12 protein-coding genes are annotated in these 15,509 nt (G+C 44.2%); 1 reads left to right on the top strand and 11 read right to left on the bottom strand.

Annotated elements, in window-relative coordinates; genetic code table 11:
• Positions 1-44: 44 nt before the first annotated feature.
• Genes DEF30_RS01925 through DEF30_RS01915 form a run of 3 tightly spaced genes read right to left on the bottom strand, consistent with a single transcriptional unit; the run spans position 45 to position 2,444 of the window.
• Complete coding sequence (locus DEF30_RS01925) at positions 45-773, bottom strand: EFR1 family ferrodoxin (protein ID WP_294095936.1); 729 nt, start codon at positions 771-773, stop codon at positions 45-47.
• 59 nt (positions 774-832) lie between these two features.
• Positions 833-1,333, bottom strand: a complete 501-nt coding sequence (locus tag DEF30_RS01920) for a hypothetical protein (protein ID WP_294095934.1) — start codon at positions 1,331-1,333, stop codon at positions 833-835.
• Positions 1,334-1,346: 13 nt separating this feature from the next.
• Positions 1,347-2,444, bottom strand: a complete 1,098-nt coding sequence (locus DEF30_RS01915) for a glycosyltransferase family 2 protein (RefSeq protein ID WP_294095931.1) — start codon at positions 2,442-2,444, stop codon at positions 1,347-1,349.
• A 564-nt stretch (positions 2,445-3,008) separates the two neighbouring features.
• Here DEF30_RS01915 and DEF30_RS01910 point away from each other — a divergent pair.
• Positions 3,009-3,962, top strand: coding sequence for an L-lactate dehydrogenase (locus DEF30_RS01910; protein WP_294095929.1), 954 nt, complete (start codon positions 3,009-3,011; stop codon positions 3,960-3,962).
• Positions 3,963-4,101: 139 nt separating this feature from the next.
• Here the strand turns inward: DEF30_RS01910 and DEF30_RS01905 are convergent, their stop codons facing one another.
• From DEF30_RS01905 to DEF30_RS01870, 8 genes are all read right to left on the bottom strand, one after another.
• Complete coding sequence (locus tag DEF30_RS01905; RefSeq protein WP_294095927.1) at positions 4,102-5,223, bottom strand: anaerobic sulfatase maturase; 1,122 nt, start codon at positions 5,221-5,223, stop codon at positions 4,102-4,104.
• Positions 5,224-5,305: 82 nt separating this feature from the next.
• Positions 5,306-6,919, bottom strand: a complete 1,614-nt coding sequence (locus DEF30_RS01900; RefSeq protein ID WP_294095926.1) for a sulfatase-like hydrolase/transferase — start codon at positions 6,917-6,919, stop codon at positions 5,306-5,308.
• Between the two features lie 89 nt (positions 6,920-7,008).
• Positions 7,009-8,469: a beta-xylosidase gene (locus DEF30_RS01895; protein ID WP_294095924.1), complete on the bottom strand. Its 1,461-nt coding sequence runs from the start codon at positions 8,467-8,469 to the stop codon at positions 7,009-7,011.
• Positions 8,466-10,736: a glycoside hydrolase family 2 TIM barrel-domain containing protein gene (locus DEF30_RS01890; RefSeq protein WP_294095923.1), complete on the bottom strand. Its 2,271-nt coding sequence runs from the start codon at positions 10,734-10,736 to the stop codon at positions 8,466-8,468. Before DEF30_RS01890 ends, DEF30_RS01895 begins: the two co-directional genes overlap by 4 nt.
• A 129-nt stretch (positions 10,737-10,865) precedes the next feature.
• Positions 10,866-11,705 carry an HAD hydrolase-like protein gene (locus DEF30_RS01885; RefSeq protein WP_294095921.1) on the bottom strand — a complete coding sequence of 280 codons (840 nt, stop codon included), beginning with the start codon at positions 11,703-11,705 and terminating at the stop codon, positions 10,866-10,868.
• The gene (locus DEF30_RS01880; RefSeq protein ID WP_294095917.1) at positions 11,706-13,460 is read right to left on the bottom strand and encodes a glycoside hydrolase family 3 N-terminal domain-containing protein; all 1,755 of its coding nucleotides are present in this window, start codon (positions 13,458-13,460) and stop codon (positions 11,706-11,708) included.
• A gap of 7 nt (positions 13,461-13,467) precedes the next feature.
• Positions 13,468-14,490 (bottom strand): hypothetical protein, encoded by a 1,023-nt coding sequence (locus tag DEF30_RS01875; protein ID WP_294095915.1) that lies wholly within the window; start codon positions 14,488-14,490, stop codon positions 13,468-13,470.
• 26 nt (positions 14,491-14,516) lie between these two features.
• The coding region (locus DEF30_RS01870) for a hypothetical protein (RefSeq protein ID WP_294095912.1) at positions 14,517-15,509 on the bottom strand (993 nt) is incomplete at its 5' end.

Genomic DNA, 15,509 nt, shown 5'->3' with positions numbered 1-15,509 from the left:
TCCCTACCTTTCTGCTGGTGATTCTTAAGCCACTTCCTTCTCTTTTAGAGGGTAAGATCCCGAAACTGGTATCTGCCCCTTTTTTTCGTCCCTTTTCCATACTGGATGGCTTCTACTGGACACCGGTTGATGCAGGACGTGCACATATAGCACTTGTCCTTCACATAGACAGGCTTCCCTTCTCTCATCTCTATGGCTTCTGCGGGGCAGTCTTTTGCACACCGACCGCAGGAGATGCAGGCATCGGTGATATAAAAAGGTTTTGTGCTTCTTGCAGCCAGATTGAATCCAAAATGAATCAGAGTGGATTTCAGAAGAGGAAAGCTCCCTTCCTCCACTTTCACGACCTTCCTCCTGTTCTTCACTTCATCTGCCATATGGAAAAGATCCACTTTCGCTTTCGTGATCTTATTTCTTACAGATTCTTCCGGTTCTAAGTTGGAACCCACCACGTAGTTATTTGGCATCACCACGGTGTAGCAGGCGTCCAAAGGCAGTTTCTTCTGAAGATTCCGCATGGCATAGCCCGCTTCTTCTCCACAGGTGGCTATGGCATAGGTATAAGATGGTATTCCCTCTAAGAGCTTTATAAAATCCAGGACCACTTTCGGTACACCCCAAGCATAGATGGGAAAGACCAGCCCCAGCACTTCTCCTTCTATGGATATGGGTGTCTTCTCCTCCACAAGGCTGACACTGACATCCTCTGTTCTCTTTGCCATTTCTTCCGCAATCCATTTGGAGTTTCCTGTGCCTGAAAAATAATAAATCATAATACCCTCTCCTCATTCTTGTATATCGTTTTCTCACTTTAGAGATTTTGGGGTCTTCTTTACCGCGTTTCTCTTCTTTTCTTTCTTTCCAGAAGCTTCTTCACCCTGGGCCGGTTGTAGCGCTGCACTAGGATACAGGGCAGGTTCACAAGAATCGCATAAACCAGCATATAGAAGACGATCAATGGAGGCGTAAAGAATCCAAACACCCAAAAAAAGGGGAGTGCCAGCCAGTGGGTGAGCTCCGCCCGGCGAGATTCCAGAAGAAACTTCTGAAGCCCCTCTTCGGAAAAATCGGAAAGGTGCTTTTTCTCGTATCTGTCTTCTCCCTTCTTGATGCTTCCGTCTGGAAGAAGATGTTTCCACCGGTTCACCCGGAAGACCTTCGCATATAACTGTCCCTCTTTCTCAAAAGAGAAGGTTCTAAATAGAAAAGTCCTTTCTGTGTAGAGGGCGTCCGGAAACTTATGGCAAAGAAGCGCTGCGGTATACTGCAGCAGTGGCCAAAGCACAAAGATGGAAAGGATGGTCCATCCTGGTGATAAAAAAATAATCTGCATCACTTATCTCCTTCTATATGGATCGTCCTTTCCAGACAACCTTTTTCTTAAAAATCTTCTTGTACAGGGATGTGAAAAAAACAAAAACCAGCACCAGGAGCGGCAAAGGATAAAAAAGAACCGCCAAAGGATGAAACTTCCCCACGTTTTTCGAAAGATTATAGAGGATCCCTACCCAAAGAACATAAAAAACAAGATACACAAAAAGCCAAGTTCCCTGCTCGCTTATAAAAAAGGTCAGTATATGGAGTGGTACAGAAATCAAAGAAGAGAGAAAAAAGAAAATCATCATAAAGAGCAGAGGCGGTATGCTCATGGCTCCGGATGCAATATTTTTCGTCCATCCTTCCAGAAGACTTCTGAAACCTCCACTGTACATACGGAAGGAAATCTCTTCATCTCCCACATAAAGATCATATGGGATTTTCGCTTCTTTCAGTCTCACTCCTAGAGCCATATCCTCCACAATGTTTTCTTTCACACTCTCATGCCCACCAATGATTTTATAGTCTTCATTAGAGAGAAAAATCAGTGGACCATACAGTCCAATGTTCTGAGGCTTCTTGAGACTTGTGCCGTTGGCGCCGATCTGGATCAGATTAAAGAACAAGGAAGCCTGCTCATAGCATTTCTCTGTTTTATGATAGGGCTGCACAGAAAGCGGAACTCCATTTTTCTCGTAGACTTCTAGGATTCTTTCCACAGCATGAGGCTTCAGCCTCACATCTGCATCGAGAAACAGAAGAAGTTCTCCTTCTGAAGCTTCTGCCCCTTTCTGACAGGCCCAGTTTTTTCCAAGCCATCCGGGAGGCTTATCACAGATGGTGATAACTGTAACGTCAAAAGCCTTTGCAATCTCACCTGTTTTGTCCCTGGAGCCATCGTCCACCACAATGATTTCCAGGTTTTCATAACGCTGCTTTATCAGGTCGTCTAATAGAAGAGGGAGATTCTTTTCCTCGTTTCTGGCTGGAATAATGACGGATATGCTCCTGGCCTTTTTACCATCCGATGGTTCTATGTTCTCCGGTATTTTGGGAAACCTGTAGTACAGGAGCGGCGTCATCCCTATGCCAAGAAGGACGATGAGAAGTTCTATGATGTGCTGCATGAAGTTTTTCTCCTTTCTTCTCTGTTTCTATAGACCCATTTCACTTACAAGCATTTCTCAGTCTCCGCCAGAACACTTTCTGGTAAGTACTCTATTTACATTCCATATGATTTTATTATATCATTTTTTATATTTTCTGTTAATTTATTATTTATGATTGCTTCGATCAGACTCTCACTGTATGACCTTCTTACCGGTGAGACGTCCTCCCTGAAAGAAAAGAAAGGAAGCTCTTCGTTTCTATGGTTTTAATAAGTTGTTAATGTATCACATTCTTTCAACTTATCGTTTATATTTTAACTATATTTTAAAGTGACTAATCACCTTGCAATAGATAATACTCTGTCCATCAATTATTCTTTTTATTTTCACTTTGATATCTTATAATGAAGTAAGACCCTGACTTTTCTCATGTATGACAGGGTCCCGGTAGATAAGTGCATATTGATGTTACTGGAACACAAGGTTCATGTTTTGAATGAATTTTCTTGAGTTATCCCGTAACCAGAATGCTTCATTATCACTACCGACGCTTTATCACAAAAGACGAAAGGAATGATATAGATGAGTACAGTAGTGAACAGCCGGAAAGTTGCCGTCATCGGCACCGGATTTGTCGGTTCCTCCTCTGCCTTTGCTCTAATGGAAAGTGGACTCTTCTCGGAGATGATTCTTCTGGATGCGGATCAGAACAGAGCTGAAGGAGAGGCCCTGGATATTTCCCATGGACTGCCTTTTGCACGGCCCATGAAGATCAGCGCTGGCACCTATGACGATCTTGTGGATGCAGCCATTATTGTCATTACTGCTGGTGCAGGACAGAAGCCTGGGGAGACAAGGCTTGATCTTGTGAAGAAGAATGTAGCGATTTTCAGAACCATCATTGGCGAGATTGCCAAAAGAAACTGTCAGGGGATTCTCCTCATCGTGGCAAATCCAGTGGATATTCTGACCTATGTGGCTTTAAAGCTCTCGGGATTCCCAGAGAACAGAGTCTTTGGCTCAGGTACCACCTTGGATACAGCAAGGCTCAAGTATCTTCTGGGTGAGCGCCTTAGTGTGGATGCAAGATCCGTCCACGCCTGGATCATCGGGGAGCATGGAGACTCTCAGATTGCTGCCTGGTCCAGCGCCAATGTATCCGGAGTTCCGCTCTCAGACTTCTGCTCCATGCGTGGCTTTACAGAGCATGACCAGAATATGGAGGATATCGCAGAAGATGTAAAAAACAGTGCCTATAGGATCATTGAAAAGAAGAAAGCCACCTACTACGGTGTTGCAGTGGCGGTGAGAAGAATTTGCGAGGCCATCATCAGAGATGAAAAATCCGTGCTTCCTGTGTCTTCCATTCAGCATGGATCCTTTGGCATTGACGGTGTAGCACTCAGCATGCCGGCCATTGTAGGTAAAAACGGTGTGGAAAAACAGATTCCCATCAAGCTCAGCGAGAAGGAACAGGTAGAACTTAGAAAATCCGCTGACGCTTTGAAGGAAGTGCTCAAAAGCATAGACCTGTAGTATTGATAAATATCTTCATTTAAAAAGCGGTTCCCTTTGATTTTGGGAAACCGCTTTTTCTTTGAACTCCTTAATCCAACCTGAGGATTAATAGACTTCTCTTTTTCAACATATCGTGGTACAGCTCTTTAGTCTATGCTTAGATTTTTTTATAATATCTCACAAGCTGAGCGATCTCTCTCAGTCTTTCCAAAGAATACGCATAAAACTTTTTGTATGAACTGCAGTAATAATTCTTCCTGGATGTGCCACTTTGAACATAATGGCGCTTACATCCTGATTTGCACAGCTTTACATAATCACAGCTTACACACTCCACATTTTTAGTTTTAGACTCATCCACAAATAGGATTGCTCTATCCTTCTTTTTCAGTGATGAAAAGTCATCCTGCAAAATATTGCCCAGCTTCCACTGATCCAGCACGTAAAAATCACAGGGATACACAGAACCATTTGCTTCTATGACTGTATTCACAGAACATACACCCGCCATATCACAGCTCTCAGGGGAATACCCCAGAAGAATCTGAATCAGATTGTCAAACATTCTGACACTCACGGGTATATTCTGTTTTATATCGTGGTGCCATAGGTCAAAGATCTGGCATAAAAACCGACCATAGTCCTCAGGTGTCAGGGAAAACACATCCCCACCGGGAGGTTCATCCAATCTGTCCAAACAAGGGATAAACTGCATGTACATGAAGTCATTCTTCTTTAGAAACTGATACACTTTACCAGGATGTCTTGCAACATTTCTTGTAACAACTGTGAGGACATTAAACTCCACCTTATGCTTTCTGAGCATCTTTGCTGCTTTTAACACTTCTTTATAAGTACCGTTACCTAAGTGGTCTACTCTATTGATGTCATGAATTTCTGTTGGTCCATCCATTGACAGCCCAATGAGAAAATTGTGCTGTCTGAAAAATTCTGCCCAGCTTTCATGGAGGAGTGTTCCATTGGTCTGTAAAGAATACTCTACATGAATTCCTTTTGTATTATACTTCTCTACCAGCCCTATGAAACCCTGGTAGAACTCTATTCCTACAAGAGTTGGCTCTCCCCCCTGAAAAGCAAATCCAACGTAACTGTCTGCATAGGCAAAGGCCTTTCTGACAATTTCTTCCACTGTATCCATGGTCATGAATCCATAATTCTTTGTTTCACGATGATTTGTCACATCATTATAAAAGCAGTAACTGCAGTTCATGTTGCAGTACCCTGATGCTGGCTTGATTAAGATGGTCTGATTAGGCATTTGAAAAGCTCCTTTATCCGGTCATGGCAGGGATGCACTGAACCATGAATATATCCATAGTTCCTTTATTTTTTATAAAGTTTTAATCAGCTTGCTCTGTACCAAATCTTTTTTTGCATTCATTCATGAGCACAAAAGGATTCACCCCTTTTGCGATTTTCATCTTGATTTCTTCCTCATGTTCTTTTGGCACCAGACTTTTTAGTTTATGCCATGTCATTTCTGGACTGAAACGCATATCATAGTCAAAAGGCACAACATCACTTGTATGTAAGTACCAAAACATCAGGAGCTCCTTGTGACGGAGGATTTCTTCCCGGTATGCCTCCTCATCCATCAGATTGATCAGCTCCTTGGGGTCCTTCTCCAAATCGTAGAACTCATCTTTCTCATAAAGCCTTGCGATATATTTAAATTGTCTCGTTCGAATCATTGTGGCTTTTCCATGGGCTGTAGCATCACTTTGTGCCAAGTGTCTTGGGTAATAAGGAGTATATGGGTTTGTCCCCTGGGGTCCATTTGCATGAAACTCGTCGCAGTGGAGTTCATGGGCAAGTCTTCCGCCTTCACAGCAAACAAATTCCCGGTTCTCGTTCAACCTGCTCCCAATGATCTCCTTTAGACTCTTTCCAAAGTGCGTATGGGTGGAAGAACAATTTGCATAATCTAGAACAGTACCATAAAAATCAACGAGCTCCACCAAACTGTCACTGATTCCTGGATCTACCTTTTCCCAAGCCGGTGGTTTAACTAGGAGAGGCACATTGGTGAGACAGTCTTCAAAGGTATTCTGGGATTTTTCAGATATCCCATAATCTCCGGTATAGTCTCCATGATCTGACAGAAAGAAGATCGCGCAGTCATCATAGATACCTGCCTCTTTCAATGCATCACAGAGCTTTTGAAACATATGGTCCACTTTCATGACCATACCTAAATAGCAGGCCCGGACTTCATTCCAGTCCGATTCTGTTAAATGTGAAAGCTTCTGATTACTCCTTATAAGCTCCATCATCCGCGCTTTCTCTTTTCCATCCTCAGCTTTGATCCGAGGCGGCAGTTCTTCTCTCTTTATGGCACTGAAATATGGATTTTCCACTTGATAGGGCGGGTGAGGATTGATGAGACCAAGGAAGAGGCATAGAGGATTCTCTTCCTCATAGGTTGTAATTCTCCTGATGGCAGCATCTAAATCCTCATCATCAGCTCCGTAATATACACCGTCCTCATCCACGCCCAATTCACCGCGGTACATGGAATAATCAATAGAGCCTTCTCCTGGCTTGAATCCCTCAAATAGAGGATCTGGAGGGGTCTTTGCATTGCCTCCATAATAGATTTCAGAGGCATGCTTTTCAAGAAGACCGTCGATTTGTCCCGCAATGAGATCATTTCTCGCGTTCATCCATACATGATACCCCTGGTCTTTGAGTTCTTTAAACAAGGACTCCTCTCCCGCTCTCAACAGATGTGTCATGGTTCTGTGTCCATGCACATGGGGATAAAGTCCTGTTGTAAAGCTGGCACGGCTGGGCACACAAACTGTATTCTGACAGAAAGCATTTCTGAAAGAAACTCCTTCCGTGGAAGCAAATCGGTCCAGAAACGGCGTTCTTGCCGCGATATTCCCAAGATGCCCCATACTGTCACTTCTCATTTGATCCGGGTTAAATATAATGATATGTGGTTTCTTCATTCTTACCTCCTTATTTCATAAAAGCTAGGTTTCTCACAGTGAAGCAGTGTGTCTTTTCTTGCCCACTTCTTCTCCACTTGGCATCAGTTTCAACACTGAAGATCCACCGCAATAACACCATGGGCTGGAATCCTCAGTATCAGTTCTGACTGGATTTCCATAGTTTGAGGAATCAGTTCAGATGCCTCATGGAGAAGCTGAAGCTCTTTTTCTTTCAGATACTCCGGTTCTCCCATCTCCATCCATTGCTTTTTGGGATTTGCATGAGTGTCATCGATCCGGTAGACCAGAACCTTCTTCAGTGAATGTACGGATGAGACATTTAAAGATACCTTTTCCTCCCCAATCTTTTCTCCTGGAATGGTATGATTATAAAAAATGATCCGGTACCCTGAATCCGTTTTTGTGGCAATGGCTTCCACGGTAGCATTGGAATCATCTGAAGAAATATCCACTCTATGATCCCCTAGTCCGTGAAACAGCTCAAAGACTCTGTAGGATGGCTTTTTAATCCCATAAAAGTTCTGCAGTCCGAATCCCCCATGAAAGACTCCAGGCAGCTGACCGCTTTCCTCAAAGATATCCGAGAAGGTCCAGTATGAGTACCCTTCTACCAGTCCGTCCTGATCCGCCAAGGTCTTGGCAATCATGGCCGCAGCATAGGGTTCATCCCGCTTCACATCCCCTTGCATGGCAGAGGTGTTCCACTCTGTGAAGTACACCGGATAGTCCCCCGCCTCTTCACGGACTCTTCTTGCCATCTTTGTCAGTACACCACGTTCATAGGTGCGGTTTCCAGCCAAGTCTGACTGAAAAAAATCCATAATATCCATACCCGATTTCCACAGGGGATCATCTGTGGGGTAATGATGGGTAGTAATGAAATCCAAGGGAACATCATGGACTTTGCAATAATCCACCGTATCCTTGATCCAGGAGTTGCAGGAAGTCGCTGGCCCCCCTACTTTCAGCTCAGGATGGACGTCTTTGATGGTCCTTGCTGAAACTTCATACAGCTTAAAATACTCCTCCTTGGTTCCATCAAAAAAGAAGAACAGATTCGGCTCATTCCACACCTCAAAAAACCAGGTTTTTACTTCTTCCACTCCGTAGCGTTCCACAAGATGCTCTGAAAACTTTCTCACAAGCTCTGCCCACATATCATAAGACTTTGGTGGCGTTATGTTTGCATTGTAATGAAATATGGTTTTATCACCTCGAGCAATGGCCGAAGGCATAAAGCCCAGCTCAATAAAAGGTTTCATGCCGATTCTAAGAAGAAAATCAAAAATGTTGTCGATGTTTGAAAAATTATACACAAGTCCGTATTCATTGCCATGATGATCTTTTTTCATGAGAAGTGTACTCATCTGATCATCAAAAATGCCATGAAACCGAACATATTGAAATCCAAGTTCGTCATGAGCTCGCATCAGCTGCGTTCTGTAATCTTCTCTCAGTGCAGTATAGGCATGACAGCTGCCTATGCTATGTTCCCAGTAGTGGGGAAACGGATGAAGCTTGTCACTATCTAAGGTAAATCTGATCATTTTTCTCCTGCCCTTTCATTCAAAGTTATGTTTTCGTCATTTGAAGGTTGAATCATATCTCCTTTAGGGATTTTGATGAGTTCACCATTCATTTCTTTCACCATTTCTTCCGAGAGAACGCTTTTCATCTTGTTGCAGACCCATAGTAGGGTTACAGCTCCAGGCACTGCGCGTTCTGCAAGTTTTGGCGCGAACTTTTTCACAACATTCCACGCTGCTTCGCTTGCCATCAGTGTATCCAGTGAATCCAATATAGAATAGAAGTTCTCCGGAAAAACATCCACCTCACCCTGTTCCTGAGTAAACCAATTTTTCACATTGATTTCCGGATGAGGATCCACAAAGACATATGAAAGGTCCGGCTCGTCTACTTTCATAAACACAGCCTGATCTTCTACCTCTTCCTGATGAGCTCTGATGATGTTCTGACCTGGCTTTAAAGCTACATTCTTGATGAGGAATACAAATTTTCCAGAAACCGGCTCCATCTCAACACCGTTAACGGATAAGGTGATTCTTGATAAATTCGAATACACCTTGATGTCCATCAAATCCTCATGACGGTGGATAAACCGCTTTTCACAGATGTGGATAAACGGTTCCTTGGACCAGTTGGCCTTATAGAAGTAAAAGGCATCCTTCCGAACTTTTCTGTCAAAAGTGACCAGTCCCTTACAGTTTTTCCCCTTGGTTCCTCCTTCATTTCGGATGGCACTGCCAAAATCAAACATATTCCAAAGAAAACTGCCCCAAAGATAAGGCTTGGCGCTGATTATGCTGTAGGTTTCTTCATGGTAGACGCTCTGAAACTCCTCTGAATAGTCCTTCACTTTCGGATGAGCAGAATGGAAAGCAAGGTTCGCATCTGCCCCGTATTCTGAAATCCCCAAGGGAGCCTCTGGATTCTCCTGATGAAACGCCTCAATCCAAGGATCCAGATCTTTTGTCTCCCCATAGTACCATCCATAGTAGAGATTATATCCTATCATATCTGTAATCTGATTCAGCTGACTGGCGTTTTTCACATAGTACATATTCGCACTGGCAGTCAGTGCCTTAGGTAAAAGTTTATGCACAGTATCATTGAGTTCATCCACAGATCTGTACATGCTGATGGACTCTCCACCCATAGCAATCTCATTCTGAACCCCCCAGAAGCAGATGGAAGGATGATGACAATTCTGAAGTACAAGCTCTTTCAGCTGTTCTTCCGCATTTTTCAGAACACTTTCTGAATCAGGCATGGACATCATTGGAATTTCAGCCCAGACAACATATCCTTCCTGATCACAGAGATCATAGACGAGCTGATCATGCTGATAATGAGAAAGCCTTACAGCATTGGCGCCAATCTCTCCAATCAGGTCGAAATCTCGTCTTATGACTTCCGGTGTCACTGCATTGCCATACCCTTCACAGTCCTGGTGTTTAGCCACACCGTTGATTCGCAGGTGTTTTCCATTCAGATAGAAGCCCTGTTCAGCATGTAGGGAGCACGATCTGAAGCCAAATTTCAGACTGACCTCATCATAAACAGTATCTACGCCCACAAGCTCCGCTTTCAATGTATAGAGACAGGGATTTTCTTTCCCTTGCCATAAAACTGGTCTCTCCACCTTCATGGTGATGTTTTTTACGGATGCATCTTCAAATTTTGTCTCCAGGATTTCATGGTGCTCATCTAGAATGGACAGCTGAACCCGAACACCTTCGCTGCATTTCGTATGCAGCTCCAAGTTTAGAACCCCGTTTTCTTCCTCATCTACGTCGCTTCTGAGAATCACACCGCTGGTGCCATAGTACCCCAGATCAAAATGATTTTGATCTGTGCAGATGAGATTCACGCCCCGATAAAGCCCGCCGTAAATGGTAAAATCTCCAGCCAAGGGGGAGACATCTTCTGTCGGGCTGTTGTCCACATATACAGTCAGTTCATTATCCTCTTCCCATCTGACCAGCTGGGTAATCAAAAATCGGAAGGTAGCGTATCCACCCCGGTGCTCTCCTAGATATGTGCTGTTTAAATACACCTGACATACGGAGTTTGCTCCCAGAAATTCGATGTAGATTTCTTGATCCGTATGCTGACTTCCTATAGAGAAGCTTCTCTGATAGACATACCTCCCCCTGTCGTTGTTGTCCCCTGTGTTCCAGGTATGGGGAAGATTTACTGTCTCATGGGATAATCTAAAACAGTGATTCTTCTCAAGATCTGTATTTGCTTTTTCGAACATCCATCCTGTATTTAATGGATATAATTCTCTCATTTTTTACCTCCGTATGCTGCTACGCTTCCACCGAAACCCGTCCGAAATCTTTTGATTCTTTATGGTGAAACGAAAGAGACAAGGCATGGATTGCTTGTCTCTCCTCGTTTGGTATGCGTCTTTCCTTTTCTATGATTCCTTTAAGACATCCGATAGATTCTCATCCATAGTCCTCAAAAGTTCATCTTGGATCTTCTCATCAAAATCTCCATTCAAGAACATCTGAAAATACTTGTCTGTAAATGCCTGCCAGGAAGAAGTTTCCTTGGCCGCCAGGATGGGATAAAACCTGATGCTGTTATTTATGGCTGCCTTATAATCCCCCATGGCATCTCCTACCATGATAATTTTATCATTTCTGTACCCTGAATCGATGAGTTTTTTGATGCATTCACTTTTGGTTCCATCATTCTGAGCAAAGAAGAACTGTACCAAATTAAATAGTCCACTGGTTTTCCATTCTTCCTCAATGGCAGATCTGTTTGCTGAAGAAACTACTGCAATGTCCGCCTTCTCTCCAATGCGCACCATGGCTTCTTTGACTCCTTCAAAAGGAAGAGCCAAGGGCAGATCTGTAATCAGCTCATTCACTCGGTGAGACCACGCAAGTGCTTGGGATAGGATCTCAAGTCCGGTTTTATCATATTCTGTCTTCAAGGCTTCAGGTGATAGAACCTTCGTATGGTGAACCCACGCGTTAAACTGCTTCATTTCATCACCATCTACCAGTTCCGGGTAGTAGGATAAGATAGCGGAAAGTCCTTGAAATCTGTTGATTCCTCTGGTTTTGGTATAGAGATTCAAATCATTCCACAGCGTAAGGATCTCCTGATGTCTTTCAGTCGGCACATCCCAAACATCAAGTAGTGCAGGTCCGAAAGCTTTTTCATGTTTTACTGTCATAGAATCGATGGCGCAGCCATCAGAATCAATGCAGACCAAATATCTATTTTCTTTAAGAGTGCTCATTTATAACCTCGTTTCCCACCGGTTGCAGAAGTAATGTTCTTTCACCTCTCCAGTGAACTCTGACTTGCCGCAGAGCTTATCCACAGTGGCTCTGATATGTTCTCTTGTACTGCCAAAGGCGTTGATAAAGGTCTTCACCTGAGGAATGTCAATGAGATGATTTGTATAGTTCAAGCTGATTCCAATGGTAGGAACCTCTGAAATATACCAGGGCAGTTCCACACTGTGATGCTGGCTCCATTTGACACGGACAACATTTTCCTGCGCATAGCCGCTGATGTTGAACACCACCAGAACCAGGTCATATTTTTCTTTAAATTCTCTTCTGCTAGTTTTATTCAGCATCTTCACAAAATTCATCATGCCTGGACCATTCTCCGCTTCCAGATCGTAAAAGCATGGTGCCAGTTCCACTTGGAATCCAGCTCTTTCCAGCTCTCCCACCATAACAAGGCGCTGCGGGTCCGGTCTGTAGGCGATGCTTGTGGGTGCAGACTGCACATAGACAAGCCAAACCTTCTTCCTTTTTTCTGGGTCCACAGGAATGAGACCTGCCGTATCCTTTACCAGGGTCACACATCTTTCAGCAGCCAGTTTTCTGAAGCTTTGATGCTCCTCTGTGTTTACTGTGGTGTAAAGAAGCTCTTTCTTAGGGATCGCCACCTGCTCATCAGTGAGATTGAGCTTCGCTTTCAGCCCCAGGATTCTTGTGACTGCATCATGAAGGCGCTCTTCCGAAATGATATTTTTTTCAATGCCATTTCTTATGAATGCCATGTCCTCATCCAGATCATTGGCAAATAAAATCATGTCACAGCCCGCAGCTACAGCCAGAGGCAGCGCCTCTTCCCTGCTCTTTACCGCAGACAGTCCAATCATATGGGTGGCGTCGGTAAGAAGCAGTCCATTAAATCCCATCTCTCCTCTGAGAAGATCTGTGAGAAGCTCTGGAGCTATGGTGGCCGGCATGATTTCTTCATCCCTGATGCCTGGTCTTAACTTTCTGCTCATTTCCGGTAATCCGATATGTCCCACCATGATGGTTTCCACACCATCCTCAATGAGATTTCTATATACTTTTCCAAATGTTTTGTTCCATTCATCTACGCTGAGACTATTGATTCCAAAAACCAGATGCTGATCGAGTTCCTCCACACCATCTCCTGGAAAATGCTTGATGCAAGAAGCCATGTTGGGATTTCCATCTTTCACTCCGCGGATGAACGCTCTTGTGTTTTTGAGAACCGTATCTGCATCGGATCCAAAACATCTGGTGTTAACAATGGTGTTTCTCCAGTTCATGTAGATATCCGCCACGGGATTAAACAGCCAGTTGCAGCCAATACTCGTCGCTTCACGTGCTGAAACCAGCCCCATATGGTAGGCTGTATCAGGAGATTCATGGGCTGCGGCCTGAGCTGCCGTTGCTACAAAAGTCCCTTTCTCAGGGATACATCCATTTCCTCCATCATCACAGTTTGCTGCGATGAAAAGCGGTATTTTTGACAGCTTCTGATAGGTGGTGTTTTGGAGATAGACCGTTTCCATATCTCCCCCCTGCCAGCGTAGTCCGCCTTGGTGATACTTTTCCAAGGTCTCTTGAATCTCCTTCTCATCAACCCCCGGCTTACTCTTCAGCGTAATAAACAGCTGACCTATTTTTTCTTCTAAAGACATTTCAGAAAGTGTCTTTGTGACCCAGGTGATTTTTTCTTCACTGAGTTCATACGGTTTTATTCTTAAATTGACCATCATATTCTCCCTACAGTAGTACGTTTTCAAGTTCTAATCTTTTGGCCTTCGCTTCCTTAATACGTGCTCTTTCTCTTCTTCTTAAAGCCGGAATCTTTTCATTGGCTAGAAATGCAAGGAATCCGATAAACACCAGCATATTGATGACAGTATTCAGTGAGTTTGAGATTTTTAATGCGACCATTCCTATCCCAAAGAGCTTTATGGTCAAAGACGCACTGAGGATCCCCACAGCAATGTTCGTTCTTCGTGCCAGATACGTCCCAAGAAACATCGGGAAAGTCATGGCGATTACTGCACTGTTACTGGTCATGCCAAGCATCGGCGCAAGAGCTCCTGTGAAAGATGCGCTGAATACACCTGAGATTGCAACCAGTCCTCCCGCCAAGGTGTAGCAGATGACAACATGTCTGAACACATTGATGCCAGAAGTCTTTGCAATCTTCTGTGAGCCTCTCATGGCTTGCATCTCATATCTGAACTTTGTGAAGGTGAAGAGGATAAAAACAAACAAGGTGCCCAGCCCCAGGACCAATAGGGTGAAATTAGGATCTACCAGCATTTCTATATTGGGCACACCAAAAAGCTGCAGCCCTTTCCCATCAGAACCAGCAAAAGCCAGACTTTCATAGATCATGGCCATACCAAGACCTAGGATCACAGGTGGAATCCTGAAAACACTGAAGACCATCCCAACACCGAATCCGGCCAGAAGCCCCATGAGAATTGCCATAATCAGCAGTCCAATGCCATTAAAACCAAGACTCACAGCGATGTTGCCACCAATGATGGTGGCAACAAGCCTCTGAGCGCCTAAGGATAAATCAAATCTGCCACTGCCTAGATTTAGAGACAAGGCAAAGGCAATCACCGCTGTAACGCCAAGATCTCTTACTAAGTTCCGAAGATCCAGCACCGAAGAGATGAGATGTCCTCCTGTCTGCGAATACACCAGCAGTTCCATGAAAAGACCCACAGCCAGCGGTACTGAAATCAAATAGATGGCTTTATTGACAAATTGTTTAACATTCAATTGCAGTTCTCCTTTACACTACCGTCTTACTTCAGGCCACGTCTTTCCAGAATGTTTTCTGTGGTGAAGTTTCGGCTTGTTTCCATAAGCAGATCATAATCTGAAGCATCGTTATATTTCTTCAGAAGGTTTTTGATTTCATCGGAAGTGTATACATACATCTCATCACTTGTATCCAGCTGTTCCAGCTTGCTGTAAGCTTCTGCTCCGCTGGCTACAAGAGGTCCTGGTGCCATGGTGATGGCCTTGCCTTCCGGCTTGAAGGCATCTCCATGTCCTGTGATGCCGTTATAAAGAAGCACTACTCCATACGCATCTGACGCGGATCCGGAGTTTATGACTGCACCGTCCAGGGTTGGGTTTCCTGTGGAGTCCAAGGTGCTGAATGCCTTCTTGGTATTTTCTCCAAAGTTTGCCTGACAAAGAAGCTTGATGTTCTTGCCCAGGGCTTTCTCCACTTCATCGATGGCAGTTCCAAAGGTTTCAGCGGTAGGGTATACAGAGACAACTGCATCATATTCTCCTGTCTGCAGCAGTCCTGAAACACCAGAAACGTATCCGTCCATATTGGGGAATCCTGGCACGATGGTGATTTTCACTTCGTCATTGCCTGTGGCAATCTCTGTGGTGGCGTTCAGTGTAGCCAGTTCTGTGACATCTGCATCATAAGTCAGATTGTATTTTGTCTGAAGGGTTTCCAGCATGGATTTTGCTCCTTCACGATGGGATGCAACGCCCATGGCGGATCCACCGGAAATCACAATGAAATTCGCAGGTTCAGAAGAATCAAACTGCGCATCTATCAGTTCACCATAAGCATCAGCAACCTTGCTTAAATCGATTCCGGTGATGCCCATATAGGTGGGTACAGAAGCTACTTCGTCATAAAGAGTGGAAGATACCACAGCGGTATACACTCCAAGCTCGTCTGCCTTGGATACCAGCTGCTCTGTGCCATCGGTAATAAGTGAAAGAAGACCGTCAGCGCCAGCTGCGTAGGAGTTCTCAAGGAATGTCAT

Source organism: Proteiniclasticum sp. (genome assembly GCF_003514505.1).
GTDB lineage: Bacteria > Bacillota > Clostridia > Clostridiales > Clostridiaceae > Proteiniclasticum.
The sequence above is the reverse complement of the archived record's forward strand: the minus strand, read 5'-3'. Positions and strand labels throughout refer to the sequence as shown.